Source organism: uncultured Cellulomonas sp. (assembly GCF_963527515.1).
GTDB lineage: Bacteria > Actinomycetota > Actinomycetes > Actinomycetales > Cellulomonadaceae > Cellulomonas.
Map to the genome: position 1 here is coordinate 67,429 of NZ_CAURTV010000005.1, position 15,118 is coordinate 82,546.

15 protein-coding genes are annotated in these 15,118 nt (G+C 73.1%); 10 read left to right on the plus strand and 5 right to left on the minus strand.

Annotated elements, in window-relative coordinates:
- Positions 1-48 precede the first annotated feature (48 nt).
- Positions 49-624 (plus strand): TetR/AcrR family transcriptional regulator, encoded by a 576-nt coding sequence (locus RYN42_RS02880; protein WP_315093555.1) that lies wholly within the window; start codon positions 49-51, stop codon positions 622-624.
- 4 nt (positions 625-628) lie between these two features.
- On the opposite strand, the gene RYN42_RS02885 is transcribed toward RYN42_RS02880, so the two are convergent.
- The 3 genes from RYN42_RS02885 to RYN42_RS02895 are packed head-to-tail and all read right to left on the minus strand — an operon-like array spanning position 629 to position 3,209.
- Complete coding sequence (locus RYN42_RS02885) at positions 629-1,810, minus strand: acetyl-CoA C-acetyltransferase (RefSeq protein WP_315093556.1); 1,182 nt, start codon at positions 1,808-1,810, stop codon at positions 629-631.
- Positions 1,807-2,448 carry a CoA transferase subunit B gene (locus RYN42_RS02890; RefSeq protein WP_315093558.1) on the minus strand — a complete coding sequence of 214 codons (642 nt, stop codon included), beginning with the start codon at positions 2,446-2,448 and terminating at the stop codon, positions 1,807-1,809. The genes RYN42_RS02885 and RYN42_RS02890 overlap by 4 nt, the downstream gene beginning before the upstream one ends.
- Positions 2,445-3,209 carry a CoA transferase subunit A gene (locus RYN42_RS02895; protein ID WP_315093559.1) on the minus strand — a complete coding sequence of 255 codons (765 nt, stop codon included), beginning with the start codon at positions 3,207-3,209 and terminating at the stop codon, positions 2,445-2,447. Before RYN42_RS02895 ends, RYN42_RS02890 begins: the two co-directional genes overlap by 4 nt.
- A gap of 156 nt (positions 3,210-3,365) precedes the next feature.
- Here RYN42_RS02895 and pdhA point away from each other — a divergent pair, with 156 nt between their 5' ends.
- The 3 genes from pdhA to RYN42_RS02910 are packed head-to-tail and all read left to right on the plus strand — an operon-like array spanning position 3,366 to position 6,906.
- The gene (pdhA, locus tag RYN42_RS02900) at positions 3,366-4,487 is read left to right on the plus strand and encodes a pyruvate dehydrogenase (acetyl-transferring) E1 component subunit alpha (RefSeq protein WP_315093560.1); all 1,122 of its coding nucleotides are present in this window, start codon (positions 3,366-3,368) and stop codon (positions 4,485-4,487) included.
- A complete protein-coding gene (locus RYN42_RS02905; protein ID WP_315093561.1) occupies positions 4,487-5,494 on the plus strand; it encodes an alpha-ketoacid dehydrogenase subunit beta in 1,008 nt (335 codons plus the stop codon). Before pdhA ends, RYN42_RS02905 begins: the two co-directional genes overlap by 1 nt.
- Entirely contained in the window at positions 5,491-6,906 is a 1,416-nt protein-coding gene (locus RYN42_RS02910) for a dihydrolipoamide acetyltransferase family protein (RefSeq protein ID WP_315093563.1), read from the plus strand. Before RYN42_RS02905 ends, RYN42_RS02910 begins: the two co-directional genes overlap by 4 nt.
- Positions 6,907-6,995: 89 nt before the next feature.
- Here RYN42_RS02910 and RYN42_RS02915 read toward each other — a convergent pair whose 3' ends face one another.
- A complete protein-coding gene (locus tag RYN42_RS02915) occupies positions 6,996-7,868 on the minus strand; it encodes an alpha/beta hydrolase (RefSeq protein WP_315093565.1) in 873 nt (290 codons plus the stop codon).
- 93 nt (positions 7,869-7,961) lie between these two features.
- Between RYN42_RS02915 and RYN42_RS02920 the strand changes: the two genes are divergently transcribed.
- Positions 7,962-8,435, plus strand: coding sequence for a MarR family winged helix-turn-helix transcriptional regulator (locus RYN42_RS02920; protein WP_315093566.1), 474 nt, complete (start codon positions 7,962-7,964; stop codon positions 8,433-8,435).
- Here RYN42_RS02920 and RYN42_RS02925 read toward each other — a convergent pair.
- A complete protein-coding gene (locus RYN42_RS02925; protein ID WP_315093568.1) occupies positions 8,413-9,024 on the minus strand; it encodes a TetR/AcrR family transcriptional regulator in 612 nt (203 codons plus the stop codon). The genes RYN42_RS02920 and RYN42_RS02925 overlap by 23 nt on opposite strands.
- 108 nt (positions 9,025-9,132) lie before the next feature.
- Between RYN42_RS02925 and RYN42_RS02930 the strand changes: the two genes are divergently transcribed.
- The 5 genes from RYN42_RS02930 to RYN42_RS02950 are packed head-to-tail and all read left to right on the plus strand — an operon-like array spanning position 9,133 to position 15,080.
- Entirely contained in the window at positions 9,133-10,731 is a 1,599-nt protein-coding gene (locus tag RYN42_RS02930; RefSeq protein ID WP_315093569.1) for a carboxyl transferase domain-containing protein, read from the plus strand.
- The gene (locus tag RYN42_RS02935) at positions 10,728-12,656 is read left to right on the plus strand and encodes a biotin carboxylase N-terminal domain-containing protein (protein ID WP_399552380.1); all 1,929 of its coding nucleotides are present in this window, start codon (positions 10,728-10,730) and stop codon (positions 12,654-12,656) included. Before RYN42_RS02930 ends, RYN42_RS02935 begins: the two co-directional genes overlap by 4 nt.
- The gene (locus tag RYN42_RS02940; RefSeq protein WP_315093570.1) at positions 12,653-13,828 is read left to right on the plus strand and encodes an acyl-CoA dehydrogenase family protein; all 1,176 of its coding nucleotides are present in this window, start codon (positions 12,653-12,655) and stop codon (positions 13,826-13,828) included. The genes RYN42_RS02935 and RYN42_RS02940 overlap by 4 nt, the downstream gene beginning before the upstream one ends.
- Positions 13,825-14,292 carry a MaoC family dehydratase gene (locus RYN42_RS02945; RefSeq protein WP_315093572.1) on the plus strand — a complete coding sequence of 156 codons (468 nt, stop codon included), beginning with the start codon at positions 13,825-13,827 and terminating at the stop codon, positions 14,290-14,292. The genes RYN42_RS02940 and RYN42_RS02945 overlap by 4 nt, the downstream gene beginning before the upstream one ends.
- Entirely contained in the window at positions 14,289-15,080 is a 792-nt protein-coding gene (locus RYN42_RS02950; protein WP_315093573.1) for a CoA ester lyase, read from the plus strand. Before RYN42_RS02945 ends, RYN42_RS02950 begins: the two co-directional genes overlap by 4 nt.
- The last annotated feature ends 38 nt before the right edge of the window (positions 15,081-15,118 follow it).

The following is a 15,118-nucleotide window of genomic DNA, read 5'->3' on the forward strand; positions in this document are numbered from 1 at the left end:
ACCACGGGTCGCGGCAGGTGTCGTCGCCCGTGACCGAGGAAGGACTCCATGCCCCGGATCGACGCCCCCACCGTCGCCGAGCACCGCGCCGAGCGCGAGCGCGCGCTGATCTCCGCCGCCCACACCCTGCTGAGGGCGGAGCCCGACCGCATCCCCACGCTCGCGGAGGTCGGCGAGCTGACCGGCCTGTCCCGGTCCAGCGTCTACCAGTACTACACGTCGCGCGAGGACCTCCTGTCCGCCGTCGTCCGGGAAGCGTTCCCGCGCTGGCAGGAGCGCCTGGACACCGCGATCGACGCGGCGGCCGACCCGCGCGGCCGCATCCTCGCGTTCGTCCGGGCCAACCTCGAGCTGGTGGCGGACGGCGAGCACGCGCTCGCGCGCACGCTCGCGATGGTCGCCCCGTCCGAGGACCTGGCGCGCAGGTCGCGCGAGTTCCACGACCGGCTGCTGGTGCCCCTCGTGGACGCCCTCACCGAGCTCGGCGTCCCCGACCCGGAGACCACGAGCGAGCTGGTCAACGCGCTGGTGCACGCCGCCTCGCGTCGGGTCGAGCAGAGCGGGGACCTCGAGCGCGCCTACGCCGCCACGGAGGCGCTGCTCGAGCCGTACCTGCGCGGATAGGTCGTCAGGCGGGGTCCCGCCAGAGCAGCAGGGCCTCGCCCTGCCCACCACCGCCGCACAGGGCGACGGCGGCCCGGCCGGACCCGCGACGCGCCAGCTCGGCCGCCGCATGACCGGCCAACCGCGCCCCGGACGCCCCGATCGGGTGCCCCAGCGCGATCGCCCCGCCGTGGAGGTTCGTCTGCTCCAGCGGGTAGGCCAGGTCGCCGAGCGACTGCACCACGACCGACCCGAAGGCCTCGTTGATCTCGAGGAAGTCGACGGTGGACAGGTCCCAGCCGCCGCGTGCGAGTGCCGCGACGATCGCCGCCGACGGCTGCGAGTGCAGGGAGCTGTCCGGCCCGGCCACCTGGCCCGACGCCCCCACGCGGGCCAGCCACGAGTCGGCCACCTCCCGCGCCGCGACAACCACGGCTGCTGCCCCGTCGGTCAGCGGTGACGCGTTGCCCGCCGTGATGGTCCCGTCCGCCGAGAAGGCCGGGCGCAGGGCACCCAGAGACTCCAGCGACGTGTCCGGCCGGATGCCCTCGTCGGTCGAGACGACCACGGGGTCGCCACGCCGCTGGGGGACCTCGACCGGCACGATCTCTTCGGCGAACACGCCGGTCGACGCCGCCTCGTACGCCCGCCGGTGGCTCTCGACCGCGACCGCGTCCTGCGCCTCGCGCGGGATGGACAGGGCCTTGTTCCCGCGCTCGGTCGAGGCCCCCATGGACTCCCGGTCGAACGCGTCGGTCAGCCCGTCGAACGCGAGGGAGTCCACGGCCTGGATGTCCCCGTACGTCCACCCGCGGCGTGAGCCGGGCAGCAGGTGCGGCGCCTGGCTCATCGACTCCTGACCGCCGGCCACCACCACGTCGGCCTCGCCCAGCCGGATCATCCGGGCGGCGTCGATGATCGCGGTCAGCCCGCTGAGGCAGACCTTGTTGATCGTGGTCGCGGGCACGGTCCACGGGATGCCTGCCTTGACGGCGGCCTGCCGGGCGGGGTTCTGGCCGGCGCCGGCCTGGACGACCTGGCCCATGAGGACCGCGTCCACGGACGACGGGTCAAGCCCGGCCCGCGACAGCGCGCCCCCGATGGCCACCGCACCCAGGGACGCGGCGGACAGGGACGACAGAGCGCCGTTCAGCCGGGCCATCGGCGTCCGCGCGAACGACACGATCACGACCTCACGCTCGGTCATGAGAGCACCACCTCCAGCGTGACCTGCGGCGTCGCCGCGAGGACCTCGTCGACGGAGACGCCCGGCGCGCACTCGCGCAGCACCAGGCCCTCCGGTGTCACATCGATGACCGCCAGGTCGGTGATGATCCGGTCCACCACGCCGACCCCGGTCAGCGGCAGCGTGCACTCCGGGAGGATCTTCGCCGTCCCGTCCCGTGCCACGTGCTCCATCAGCACCACGATCCGGCGCGCCCCGTGCACCAGGTCCATCGCGCCGCCCATGCCCTTGACCATCTTCGCGGGGATCATCCAGTTGGCGATGTCCCCGTTCACCGAGACCTGCATCGCGCCGAGGATGGCGACGTCGACCTTCCCGCCGCGGATCATCGCGAAGCTCGTGGCCGAGTCGAAGTACGACGCCCCCGGGGCGATCGTGATCGTCTCCTTGCCGGCGTTGATGAGGTCGGGGTCGACGGCGTCGTCGGACGGGTACGGGCCCACGCCGAGCACCCCGTTCTCCGACTGCAGGACCACCTCGACGCCGGGTGGGACGAACCCCGGCACCAGCGTCGGCAGCCCGATCCCGAGGTTCACGTACGACCCGTCGGTCAGCTCCAGGGCCGCCCGTGCGGCCATCTGCTCGCGCGTGAGGCTCATGAGACCGTCCTCCGCTCGATCCGCTTGTCGGCGGCCTCGGCGGGTGACAGCGGCACCACGCGGTCGACGAAGATGCCCGGCAGGTGGATCGCGTCCGGGTCCAGGGAGCCGACCGGGACGAGCTCCTCGACCTCCGCGATCGTCACCGCGCCGGCGGCGGCACACAGCGGGTTGAAGTTCCGGGCCGACGCGTGGAAGACCAGGTTCCCGTGCCGGTCGCCGCGCAGGGCGCGCACGAGGGCGAAGTCCGCGGTGATCGCCTCCTCGCGCACGAACTCGTGCTCGACCCCGCGGACCGTGAACGTCTCGACGGGCTTCGGCGGTGACTCGACGAGCACCGAACCGTCGGGGGAGTACCGCCACGGCAGCCCTCCGGAGGCCACCAGCGTGCCCACCCCGGTCCGCGTGTAGAACGCGGCGATCCCGCTCCCACCAGCACGAAGACGCTCCGCCAGGGTGCCCTGCGGGGTGAGCTCCACCTCGAGCTCGCCGGCCAGGTACTGCCGCGCGAACTCCTTGTTCTCGCCCACGTACGAGGCGACGATCCGCCGGATTCGACCGGCCTGGAGCAGCAGGCCGAGGCCCCAGTCGTCGACGCCGCAGTTGTTGCTGACCACCTCCAGGTCCTGGACGCCGGAGTCGAGCAGAGCGTGGATCAGCACGCTCGGGATACCGCACAAGCCGAACCCACCGACCGCGAGGGTCGCCCCGTCGGGGATGTCGGCTACCGCCTCGACGGCGGACTGGACGACCTTGTCCATCGTTGCCTCCTGTCGACGAGGTCATTGTGCGCCGACTCCTCGACACTCGCGCCAGCCCTGGGCACAACGTCCCTTGCGGACCTACCCTGGCGGGACATCAGGCAATGGGGCCTAGCTTCACAAGAGCGACGGCTCCGCCACCAGACGGAGCGAAACATGTTGCGTGCAGATGTGTCCCCCAGCCGTGCCCTGCCCACCCATCAGCAGGCCGAGGCTCTCCAGCTCGTCACGCCCGAGGGCGTCCGTCGCGCAGACCCGGTCTATGACCCGTGGATCGCCGACGTCGACGACGAGCAGCTGGTCGCCCTGTACGAGGACATGGTCGTCGTGCGCCGGTTCGACACCGAGGCCGTGGCTCTGCAGCGGCAGGGGCAGCTGGGGCTGTGGCCGCCGCTGCTCGGCCAGGAGGCCGCGCAGATCGGCTCCGCCCGCGCCCTGCGCACCGACGACTTCGTGTTCACCAGCTACCGCGAGAACGGCGTCGCGTACTGCCGGGGCGCCCAGCCGACGGACCTCGTGCGCGTCTGGCGGGGCACCGCCCTGGCCGGCTGGGACCCGCGGTCGATCGGCATGGCCACGCCGCAGGTGATGATCGGCTCGCAGACCCTGCACGCCACCGGGTACGCGCTCGGGTGCGTCAAGGACGGCGTGGACTCGGCCGTCGTCGCGTACTTCGGGGACGGCGCCACCAGCAAGGGGGACCTGCACGAGGCGATGGTGTTCGCCGCGTCGTTCCACGCCCCCGTGGTGTTCCTCTGCCAGAACAACCAGTGGGCCATCTCCGAGCCGGTCGGCCTGCAGGCGCAGCGCCCGATCGCCGACCGGGCGGCGGGCTACGGCATCCCGGCGATCCGGGTCGACGGCAACGACGTGCTCGCCGTCCTCGCCGCGACGCGCGTCGCCCTGGACCGGGCGCGCCGCGACGGGGGGCCGACGTTCCTCGAGGCTGTGACCTACCGGATGGGCCCGCACACCACGTCCGACGACCCCACCCGGTACGTGGACCCCGACGACAGGGCGCGCTGGGCGGCCAAGGACCCGATCGCCCGGCTCGAGCGGCTGCTGCACGCGCGCGACGCGCTGTCCGAGGAGCGCACCGCCGAGATCAAGGAGAAGGCCGAGGCGTTCGCCGCGGCGATGCGCAGCGGCTGCTACGGCCTGGACGTCCCCGAGCCGTTGAGCGTGTTCGACCACGTCTACGTCGACCCCACGCCCGAGCTCGCACGCCAGCGCAGCCAGCACGCGGCCTACCTCGCCATGTACGACGGGGAGGCGTGATGTCGACGATGACCCTCGCCGCCGCGCTGAACAGCGGACTGCGGCACGCGCTCGACGACGACCCGACGGTGGTGCTGCTCGGCGAGGACATCGGCACGCTCGGCGGCGTGTTCCGCGTGACCGACGGGCTGCAGCGCGACTTCGGCGCCGACCGTGTCATGGACACCCCGCTGGCCGAGGCCGGGATCATGGGCGTCGCCGTCGGGCTCGCCTACCGGGGGTACCGGCCGGTGGTGGAGATCCAGTTCGACGGGTTCGTGTACCCCGCCGTCGACCAGCTGGTCACCCAGGTGGCCCGCATCCACTACCGGACCGCGGGAGCGGTCCGCATGCCCATCACCGTGCGGATCCCGTACGGCGGTGGCATCGGTGCGGTCGAGCACCACTCCGAGTCGCCCGAGGCCTACTTCACGCACACCCCGGGCCTGCGCGTGGTCACCTGCGCCAGCCCGCAGGACGCCCACACGATGCTCCGCCAGGCGGTCGCGTGCGACGACCCGGTCGTGTTCTTCGAGCCGAAGCGCCGGTACTGGGTCAAGGGCGAGGTCGAGGAGTCGATGGCCGACGCCCCGCCGTTCGACCGCGCCCGCGTCGTCGTCGAGGGCGCTGACGTCACGCTGGCCACCTACGGCCCGCTGGTCATGACCGCCCGGGACGCCGCGCTCGCCGCCCACGACGAGGGGCTCTCGATCGAGGTGGTCGACCTGCGGTCCCTGTCGCCGCTCGACCTCGACACGCTCGAGGCGTCGGTGCGCAGGACCGGCCGGCTCGTGGTCAGCCACGAGGCCCAGGGCAGCGGTGGTCTCGGTGCCGAGATCGTCGCGAGCATCACCGACCGCTGCTTCGACGCCCTCAAGGCCGCACCCGTGCGGGTGACCGGCTTCGACACCCCGTACCCGGCCGCGAAGGTCGAGGAGCACTTCCTGCCGGACCTGGACCGGATGCTCGACGCCGTCGACCGCGTGCTGGGCAGAGCGCACTCCCTGACCGGATGGAGGGCGTCATGACCACGATCCAGACCGTGACGCTCCCGGACCTGGGGGAGGGGCTCACCGAGTCGGACCTGGTGGAGTGGACCGTCGCGGTGGGTGACACCGTGGAGCTCAACCAGGTGGTGGCCGAGGTGGAGACCGCCAAGGCGCTGGTCCAGCTCCCGTCGCCGTACGCGGGCGTGGTGGCGGAGCTGCTGGTCGAGCCCGGGGCGACCGTGCCCGTGGGGGCGGCGCTGCTGACGATCGCGGTGGAGCAGCCGGCGACGGCCGACGCAGATGCCTCGCCGGGGCCGACGACGGAGGCACCGAGCACTGCCGCGGCCGACGCCGCGACACCGACCGGGGCGCAACCCGCCGCGCCCGAGCGGACCGCGGTGCTCGTCGGGTACGGCCCGCTGGTGGGCTCGTCGGACCGGCCGAAGCGGCGCGCGAGGTCGGCCGGCTGGGTAGCAGCGCACGCCGCCGCCGACGAGGCGGGGCTCGCGCTCGCGGGCCGTCGCATCGGGCCGAAGGTGCTCCCGCCGGTGCGCAAGCTGGCGCACGACCTCGGGGTGGACCTCAACAAGATGGAGGGCTCCGGCGCCGACGGCATGATCACGCGCGAGGACGTCCTGCGGGCGGTCTCGGCCGCCGAGGTCAGGCCGGACGCGCGGCGACCCTCCGCGCTGTCCGCGGCCCACCGGCCCGGTCGCGTGACGCCCGCGGCGCCCCAGGAGCACGAGCCGTCGCGCGAGACGAGGACCCCGATCGCCGGCGTGCGCAAGCAGACCGCGGCGGCCATGGTGGCCAGCGCGTTCACCGCCCCGCACGCGTCGACCTCGCTGACCGTCGACGTCACCCCGACCCTGGACCTGCTGGTCGACCTGCAGCAGGACCGCGCGTTCGAGGGCCACCGCCTCACCATCCTCACGCTGGTGGCCAAGGCGGTGACCCTGGCGCTCGGTCGCAACCCGTCGCTCAACGCCCACTGGGACGAGGCGGCCGCGGAGATCGTCCAGTACGGCTACGTCAACCTGGGCATCGCCGCGGCGACCCCGCGCGGTCTGCTGGTGCCGAGCATCAAGGACGCCGACCGGCTGCGGCTGCCCGAGCTGGCCGACGCGATCGGTGCCCTGACCGAGGCCGCCCGAGCCGGCACGACGACCCCCGCCGACCTGGCCGGCGGGACGATCACGATCACCAACATCGGGGTGTTCGGCGTCGACACCGGCACGCCGATCCTGGTGCCGGGGCAGGCGGCGATCCTGGCGACGGGCGCGATCCGGCGCCGGCCGTGGGAGCACCAGGACCAGCTGGCGCTGCGCAGCGTCATGACCCTGTGCCTGTCGTTCGACCACCGGCTGGTGGACGGCGCAGAGGCCGCGAGGTTCCTGGCGGACGTGGGCGCGGTCCTGGCACGCCCTGCCTCGGTGCTGGCGCTGGTGTAGCGAGCGGTCAGCTCGTCACTTCGCGCCGAGCTCGTCTGTTGCAGCTGACGAGCTCGACGCGGAGTGACGAGCTCGGCCGCGCCCGGCGGTCAGGCGTCGAGGCGGCGGTAGAAGGACAGGAGCGCCTCGGCCAGGGCGTCCGGGGCTTCCAGGGCGACGAGGTGGCCGACGCCGGTCACGGTCGCCGTGGTGACGTCCGCGGCGACCTGCCGCATCGTCGCGCTGGTGACGGGCCCGCTGCCCCCGTCGACGGCGAGCACCGGCACCGTCAGGTGGTGCTCGCCTGCGAGCCGACGGATCTCGTCGCCCTCCGCGAGCATCGAGCCGTAGATGCCCGTCGTGCCACGCAGTCCGTCGGGCCGGGCGTAGACGCGGGTGAGCTCGTCCACGTCCCGGTCGTCGATCGCCCCCGGGGTGCCGTTCATGGCGGGGAACGCGAAGCCGGTGAGGAACTCGCGCTCGCGCCCGGCGAGCAGCATCTCGGGGATGCCGGGTGCCCCGAGGAACCCGACGTGCCACGCGCCGCCGTGCGCCACGTCGGCGAGCGCCTCCAGCCCGAAGCCCGGCAGGGCGGTCTCGATCGCGGTGTAGCTGCGCAGCACCTCGGGGTGCTCGGCGGCGAGGCGGAAGGTGGTGGTCCCGCTGATGTCCTGGCCGGTCAGGTGGACGGGCCCGAGGCCGAGGTGGGCGAGCAGCCGGCGCAGGGTCTCGGCGAACGACGTGCTGGTGTACTCGCCGGGACCCGTGCCGGAGTCGCCGAACCCGGGCAGGTCGACGGCGACGACGCGGTGCTCCGCGGCGAGCAGGGGGATGAGCTTGTGGAACGCCCACCACGACTCGGGAAAGCCGTGCACGAGCAGGAGCGGCGTGCCCGCGTCGCCGGCGGTGACGTAGTGGAGCTCGACGCCGTCGAGGGTGGCGCGGTGGTGGGTCACCTCGGGGATGGTGGCGATGGCGGTCATGGGGGTCGCTCCTCTGATTTCAGACAACCTGGTTGCGACAACTGTAGAAACCTGGTTGTCGATTAGTCAACCAGGTTGTCCTATCCTGGGGTGATGTCCCGCTCCGGTGCCGACCTCGCCCTGCTGCTCCTCGAGGGGTTCCGGTCGCTCGCCGACGCCGGTAGCGCCGAGCTGGCCGAGCGCGGGTACCCGAGGATCCGGCCGATCCACGACTTCACCCTTCGCTCGATCGTCGCCGGCGCCGACACGACGGCGGAGCTGGCGCGGGAGCTCGGCATCTCGAAGCAGGCCGTGTCGAAGACGGTCGCCGTCCTGGAGTCCGAGGGCTACGTCGCCACCGGGACCGACGCGCGCGACGGTCGCCGCCGGGTCTACTCCGTGACCGACCGCGGTCACGCGCTGCTGCGCACGGGGTTGCAGGTGTTCGACGAGCTCCGCGGCCGGTGGGCGGAGCGCATCGGCGCCGAGCAGCTGGAGCGCCTGGAGGATGCGCTCGCGGACCTGGGTATCCGCACGCCGACCCACCACGACGCGCCGGGCTGGCTCAGCGGGTCGGCGCTCGAGTAGCGGGTCCGGTCAGCGCCGCCAGGGCCATCTCCTCCAGCAGGGCGCGGGTCCGGGTGGGGGTGACCGAGCGGGCGCTGTGCGGGGTCGAGTTGAGCAGGCCGAACGTCGCCTGGGCGCGCAGGCGCAGCTCCGCGCGGTCGGTGGCCGGGCTGAGGCGGGCGAGCACATCGACCCACAGCTCGACGTAGCGGCGCTGCAGGTCACGGACCGCCTCGCGGTCCTGCGGCGCGAGGGCCGCCAGGCTGCGGTCCTGCACGCGGATGACGTCCGGGTCCCGCAGGGCGAAGTCGACGTGGAACCGGATCAGGCGCCGCAGCGCGGTCGCGGCGTCGGCGGAGGTCTCCACGACTGCCCGACCGCCGTCGAGCAGCCCCTCGCTGACCCCGACCAGCAGCGCGGCCAGCACGGCCTGCTTGCTGGGGAAGTGCCGGTAGACCGCCGGTCCGCTGACGCCGACCGAGGAGCCCAGGTCCTCGATGGACACCCCGTCGAACCCGTGGCCGGCGAAGAGCCGCGCCGCCTCGGACAGCAGCGCGTCGCGGCGCTCCGCCTTCGCGCGGACGCGGGCGGTGGTCGGGGCGTCGGGCATCGGCGCGCACTCCTGTCGTGGACAACGGCGTGATCGCAGACTAGCCTCATTTCAGTTAGCGATCACTAACTCAAGTGTTCTCCCACCACCCCCGCGGAGACAGCGTCGATGGAGATGCTCAGCACGGCGGCCGACCCCGCCGCGGACTCGTTCGCGGCGAACGACGCGGCTCAGCGCGCCCTCGTCGGCGACCTGCGGGACGCCCTGCGGACTGCGGCGCTCGGCGGACCGGAGCGGTCGAGGGAGCGGCACGTCGCGCGCGGGAAGCTGCTGCCCCGGGAGCGGATCGACGTGCTGCTCGACGACGGCAGCCCGTTCCTCGAGGTCGCACCCCTGGCCGCCCACGAGCTCTACGACGGGGACGCCCCGGGCGCCGGGGTGATCGCGGGGATCGGCCTGGTGCACGGCCGGCACGTCATGGTCCTGTCCAACGACGCGACCGTGAAGGGCGGCACCTACTACCCGCTCACGGTGAAGAAGCACCTGCGCGCGCAGGAGATCGCGCGGGAGAACCGGCTGCCCTGCCTCTACCTGGTCGACTCCGGCGGCGCCTTCCTGCCGATGCAGGACGAGGTCTTCCCGGACCGCGACCACTTCGGTCGGATCTTCTTCAACCAGGCGCGGATGTCCGCCGCGGGCATCCCGCAGGTCGCCTGCGTGATGGGCTCGTGCACCGCGGGGGGCGCCTACGTGCCGGCCATGAGCGACGAGACCGTGATCGTGCGCGGGCAGGGGACGATCTTCCTGGGCGGCCCGCCGCTGGTGAGGGCGGCCACCGGTGAGGTGGTCAGCGCGGAGGACCTCGGCGGCGGGGAGCTCCACTCGCGGACCTCCGGGGTCACCGACCACCTGGCGGAGAACGACGCGCACGCGCTGCAGATCGTGCGGGACATCGTCGCGACCCTGCCCGTGCCGCGGCAGACCGCGTGGGAGGTGCACGAGAGCCGACCGCCGAAGGTCGACGAGGGCCAGCTGTACGGCGTCGTCCCCACCGACCTGCAGACCGCGTACGACGTGCACGAGGTGATCGCGCGCCTGGTCGACGGCAGCGAGCTGCACGAGTTCAAGCGGGAGTACGGCACCACGCTGGTCACCGGGTTCGCGCGGCTGCACGGGCACCCGGTGGGGATCGTCGCCAACAACGGGGTGCTGTTCAGCGAGTCGGCGGTCAAGGGCGCGCACTTCGTCGAGCTGTGCGACCAGCGCGGGATCCCCCTGGTGTTCCTGCAGAACATCTCGGGGTTCATGGTCGGCAGGGACTACGAGGCCGGGGGCATCGCGAAGCACGGCGCCAAGATGGTGACCGCGGTGGCGACCACCCGCGTGCCCAAGCTGACCGTGGTGATCGGCGGCTCGTTCGGGGCCGGCAACTACTCCATGTGCGGGCGGGCGTACGGCCCGCGGTTCCTGTGGATGTGGCCCGCGAGCCGGATCTCGGTGATGGGCGGCGCGCAGGCGTCGTCCGTGCTGGCCACCGTGCGTCGCGAGCAGCTGGGCGACGAGTGGTCCACCGCGGACGAGGAGGCGTTCAAGGCCCCGCTGCGCGCGCAGTACGAGACGCAGGGCAGCCCGTACTACTCGACCGCGCGGCTGTGGGACGACGGGATCATCGACCCCGCGGACACGCGCCGGATCCTCGGCATGGCCCTCGACGTGTGCGCAGGCGTCCCCCTCGGCGAGCCCCGCTTCGGGCTCTTCCGGATGTGAGCGCCGTGTTCGGGACCGTGCTGGTGGCCAACCGGGGGGAGATCGCCTGCCGGATCATCGGCACGCTGCAGCGCCTCGGGATCCGCTCGGTCGCGGTGTTCACCGACGCCGACCGCTCCGCGCTGCACGTGCAGCGAGCCGATCTGGCCGTCCGCCTCGAGTCCTACCTGTCGGTCGAGGCGATGGTCGCGGCGGCGAGGGCCACGGGGTCCGAGGCCCTCCACCCCGGCTACGGGTTCCTCTCGGAGAACGCAGACCTGGCGCGGGCGTGCGAGGCGGCCGGCGTGGTGTTCGTCGGCCCCGGGGTCAAGGCCCTGGAGCTCATGGGCGACAAGATCCGCGCGAAGGAGCACGTCTCGGCGGCCGGCGTGCCGGTCATCCCCGGCTCGTCGTCGACCAGCGCGGACGACGCCGAGCGCGTCGGCTACCCGCTGCTGGTGAAGCCGTCCGCGGGCGGGGGCGGCAAGGGGATGACGGTCGTCGAGCGTCCGCAGGACCTGGCCGATGCCCTCGTCGGCGCCCGCCGGGTGGCCGCGGCGGCCTTCGGGGACGACACGCTGCTGCTCGAGCGCCTCGTCCGGGTCCCGCGGCACATCGAGGTGCAGCTGCTCGCCGACACCGCGGGGAACGTCGTCCACCTGGGCGAGCGCGAGTGCTCCCTGCAGCGTCGGCACCAGAAGGTGGTCGAGGAGGCGCCGTCGCCGCTCCTGGACGCCGCGACCCGGGAGAGGATCGGTGCCGCCGCCTGCGAGGTCGCCCGCAGCGTGGGCTACGTCGGGGCCGGGACGGTGGAGTTCCTGGTGTCCGACGAGGCGCCGACGGAGTTCTTCTTCATGGAGATGAACACCCGGCTGCAGGTGGAGCACCCCGTGACCGAGCTGGTCACCGGGCTGGACCTGGTGGAGTGGCAGCTGCGGGTCGCCGCGGGGGAGCCGTTGGCCGTGCGGCAGGCCGAGGTGCGCCTGACCGGTCACGCCATCGAGGCGCGCGTGTACGCCGAGGACCCGGTGCGCGAGTTCCTGCCCAGCACCGGGACCGTGCGGGTGCTCGACGAGCCGGCTGGCGAGGGGATCCGCGTCGACAGCTCCCTGTACGCCGGGCTGGAGATCGGGTCCGCGTACGACCCGATGCTCGCCAAGGTGATCGCCTGGGGGCCGGACCGCGCCACGGCGGTCGTGCGGCTGGACCGTGCGCTGGCGGGCACGACGATCCTCGGTGTCCGCACGAACCTCACGTTCCTGCGGCAGGTGCTGGCCGATCCCGACGTGCGCGCGGGCCGCCTGGACACCGGTCTGCTCGGCCGCCTGACGCCCCGGGCGGACGTCGCCCCGGTCATCGCCGCGGTCCTCGCCCGGCACCCCGCACCGAGCGGCCCCTGGGGGTCGGACGGCTGGCGGCTGGGAGAGGCGCGCCCGGTGCGCTACGAGGTCGGCGACGTCGAGGTGGCGGTACTCGGTCCGCCGGGCGACGCGACCGTGACCGTCGGCGACGACGAGCCCGTCCACGCCTCTCTGGAGTGGACCGGGCCCGACGCGGTGGAGCTCGAGGTCGCGGGCGTGGTGCACCCGCTGCGCCTCGTCGCGGACGGCCCGGTCACCTGGGCCGGCACCTCGGAGCTGCGCTTCCGCAGCCGGGTCGAACGGCTCGCCGACGAGCTCGCGGCGCTCACCCGCGGCACCGGGCCCGCCGACCCGGAGGTGCGGTCGCCGATGCCCGGCATCGTCGTCTCGGTCGACGTGCGCACCGGCGACCGGGTGGTCGCGCGGCAGAACCTCCTCACCATCGAGGCGATGAAGATGGAGCACCGGGTTGTCGCGCCGAGCGACGGCATCGTCACCCTCACGGTCCGACCGACCGACCGGGTGGCACTCGACCACGTGGTGGCCACCATCACCGGCCACCCCGACGAAGGGATCCCGGCATGACCTACGACCTCACCCCCGAGCAGCAGAAGCTCCGCGACGAGGTGCGGGATTTCGCCGACACCGTCGTCGCGCCCGCCGCCTACGAGTACGACACGAAGCGGGAGCTGCCCTACCAGATCCTCGCCCAGATGGGGGAGATGGGGCTGTTCGGTCTGCCGTTCCCCGTCGAGTACGGCGGGCAGGGGCGCGACTACGTGGACCTGTGCCTGGCGGTCGAGCAGCTGGCGCGCGTGGACCAGTCGATCGCGGTGACGCTCGAGGCCGGGGTGGGTCTGGGCGCGATGCCGGTGTGGCGCAGCGGGACCGAGGCGCAGAAGCGGGAGTGGATCCCGACGCTCGCGCGGGGCGAGGCGCTCGCGGCCTTCGGGCTGACGGAGGCCGACGCCGGCTCCGACGCCGCCGGCACCAAGACGTCCGCGCGCGTCGAGGACGGCGAGTGGGTGATCGACGGGACCAAGCAGTTCATCACCAACTCCGGCTCGAAGATCACGCGGCTCGTCACGATCACCTCGGTGACGGGCGAGAGCGTGCGCGCGGACGGCTCGGTGAAGAAGGAGCTCACCGCGATCCTGGTGCCCAGCGACACCCCCGGCCTCACCGTGCTGCCCGCGTACGACAAGGTCGGCTGGCATACCTCCGACACCCACCCGCTGCGGTTCGAGGACGTCCGCGTGCCGGAGGCCAACCTGCTGGGCGAGCGGGGGCGCGGGTTCGCGCAGTTCATCCAGACGCTCGACGAGGGCCGGGTCGCGTTCGCCGCCCTGTGCACCGGGGCGGCGCAGGGGTGCCTGGAGGAGGCCATGCGGTATGCCAAGAGCCGCAACGTGTTCGGCCACCCGATCGGCGACAACCAGCACATCGCGTTCACCATCGCCCGCATGGAGGCCCGGGTGCACTCGGCACGGCTCGCCTGGCTCGACGCCGCCCACCGGCTGGTGGCCGGGCAGCCGTTCAAGCTGGAGGCCAGCCTGGCCAAGCTCATCGGCAGCGAGGCGGCGATGGACAACGCGCGCGACGCCACGCAGATCTTCGGCGGGTACGGCGTGATGAACGAGAACCCCGTCGCCCGGCACTACCGCGACTCGAAGATCCTGGAGATCGGGGAGGGGACGACGCAGGTGCAGCTGATGGTGATCGCGCGGGAGCTGGGTTTCTCCGGGGCGCCGCGGTGACGCGGGAGGTGGAGCAGCGCGGGCTGTTCTACGAGGAGCTCGAGCTGGACGTGCGGTACGTGCACCGGCCCGGACGCACGATGACCGAGGCGGACAACGTCCTGTTCTCCACGCTGACCATGAACCCGCAGGCGCTGCACCTCGATGCGGCCTGGTCCGCGGAGCAGCCGTTCGGGCAGCGGCTGGTGAACTCGATGATGACGCTGGCCGTGCTCGTGGGCAGCTCGGTGGCGCAGCTGACCCAGGGGACCATCGTGGCCAACCTCGGGTTCACCGACGTCCGGTTCCCGCACCCGCTGTTCCACGGGGACACGCTCTACTCGTCGACCCTGGTCACGGACAAGCGACTCTCGGCGTCGCGCCCCGGAGAGGGTGTGGTCACGCTGGAGCACACGGGCCGCAACCAGGACGACGTCGTCGTCGCCGTCGCCACGCGCACGGTCCTGTTCCGGTGCACGCCATGAGGGGCCCCGCGCTCCTGTTCTGCCCGGCCGACCGGCCCGAGCGGTACGAGAAGGCGGCGGCCCGGGCGGACTCCGTGGTCCTCGACCTGGAGGACGCCGTCGCTCCCCGCGCCAAGGTGGCAGCCCGGTCGATGCTGGCGGCCAGCGCGCTGGACCCCGACCGGACCATCGTCCGGGTGAACCCCGCACCCGACCTCGACGACGACCTGCACGCCCTGGCGCAGACGGCCTACCGCACGGTGATGCTGGCCAAGACGTCGTCCCCGCAGGACGTCCGCGCGCTCGCGGGCTACGAGGTGATCGCCCTGATCGAGACGGCGGCCGGGGTGGTGAACGTGGCGTCGATCGCCGCCGAGCCGAACGTCGTCGGGCTCATGTGGGGGGCCGAGGACCTGGTCGCGTCCCTGGGCGGCACGTCCAGCCGAGGGCCGAACGGCGCCTACCGGGACGTCGCCGTGCACGCGCGGTCGGCGGTGCTGCTGGCGGCAGGCGCCTTCGGGAAGGCCGCGATCGACGCGGTGCACCTGGACATCGCCGACGTCGACGGGCTGGCGGCGGAGGCGGTCGATGCCGCCGCCCTCGGCTTCGCCGCGACCGCGTGCATCCACCCGTCGCAGGTGCCCGTGGTCCGCGACGCGTACCGGCCGTCGGAGGCGGAGGTCGAGCGCGCGCGCGCTCTGCTGGCGGCGGCCGCGGGGGAGCGTGGGGCCTTTCGGTGGGAGGGGAAGCAGGTCGACGGTCCGGTGCTCAAGCACGCGGAGGAGCTGCTGCGCCGGGCACGGCTCTAGGCGGGATTCCCACGGCCAGAGGCACGGTGGTACGTTCG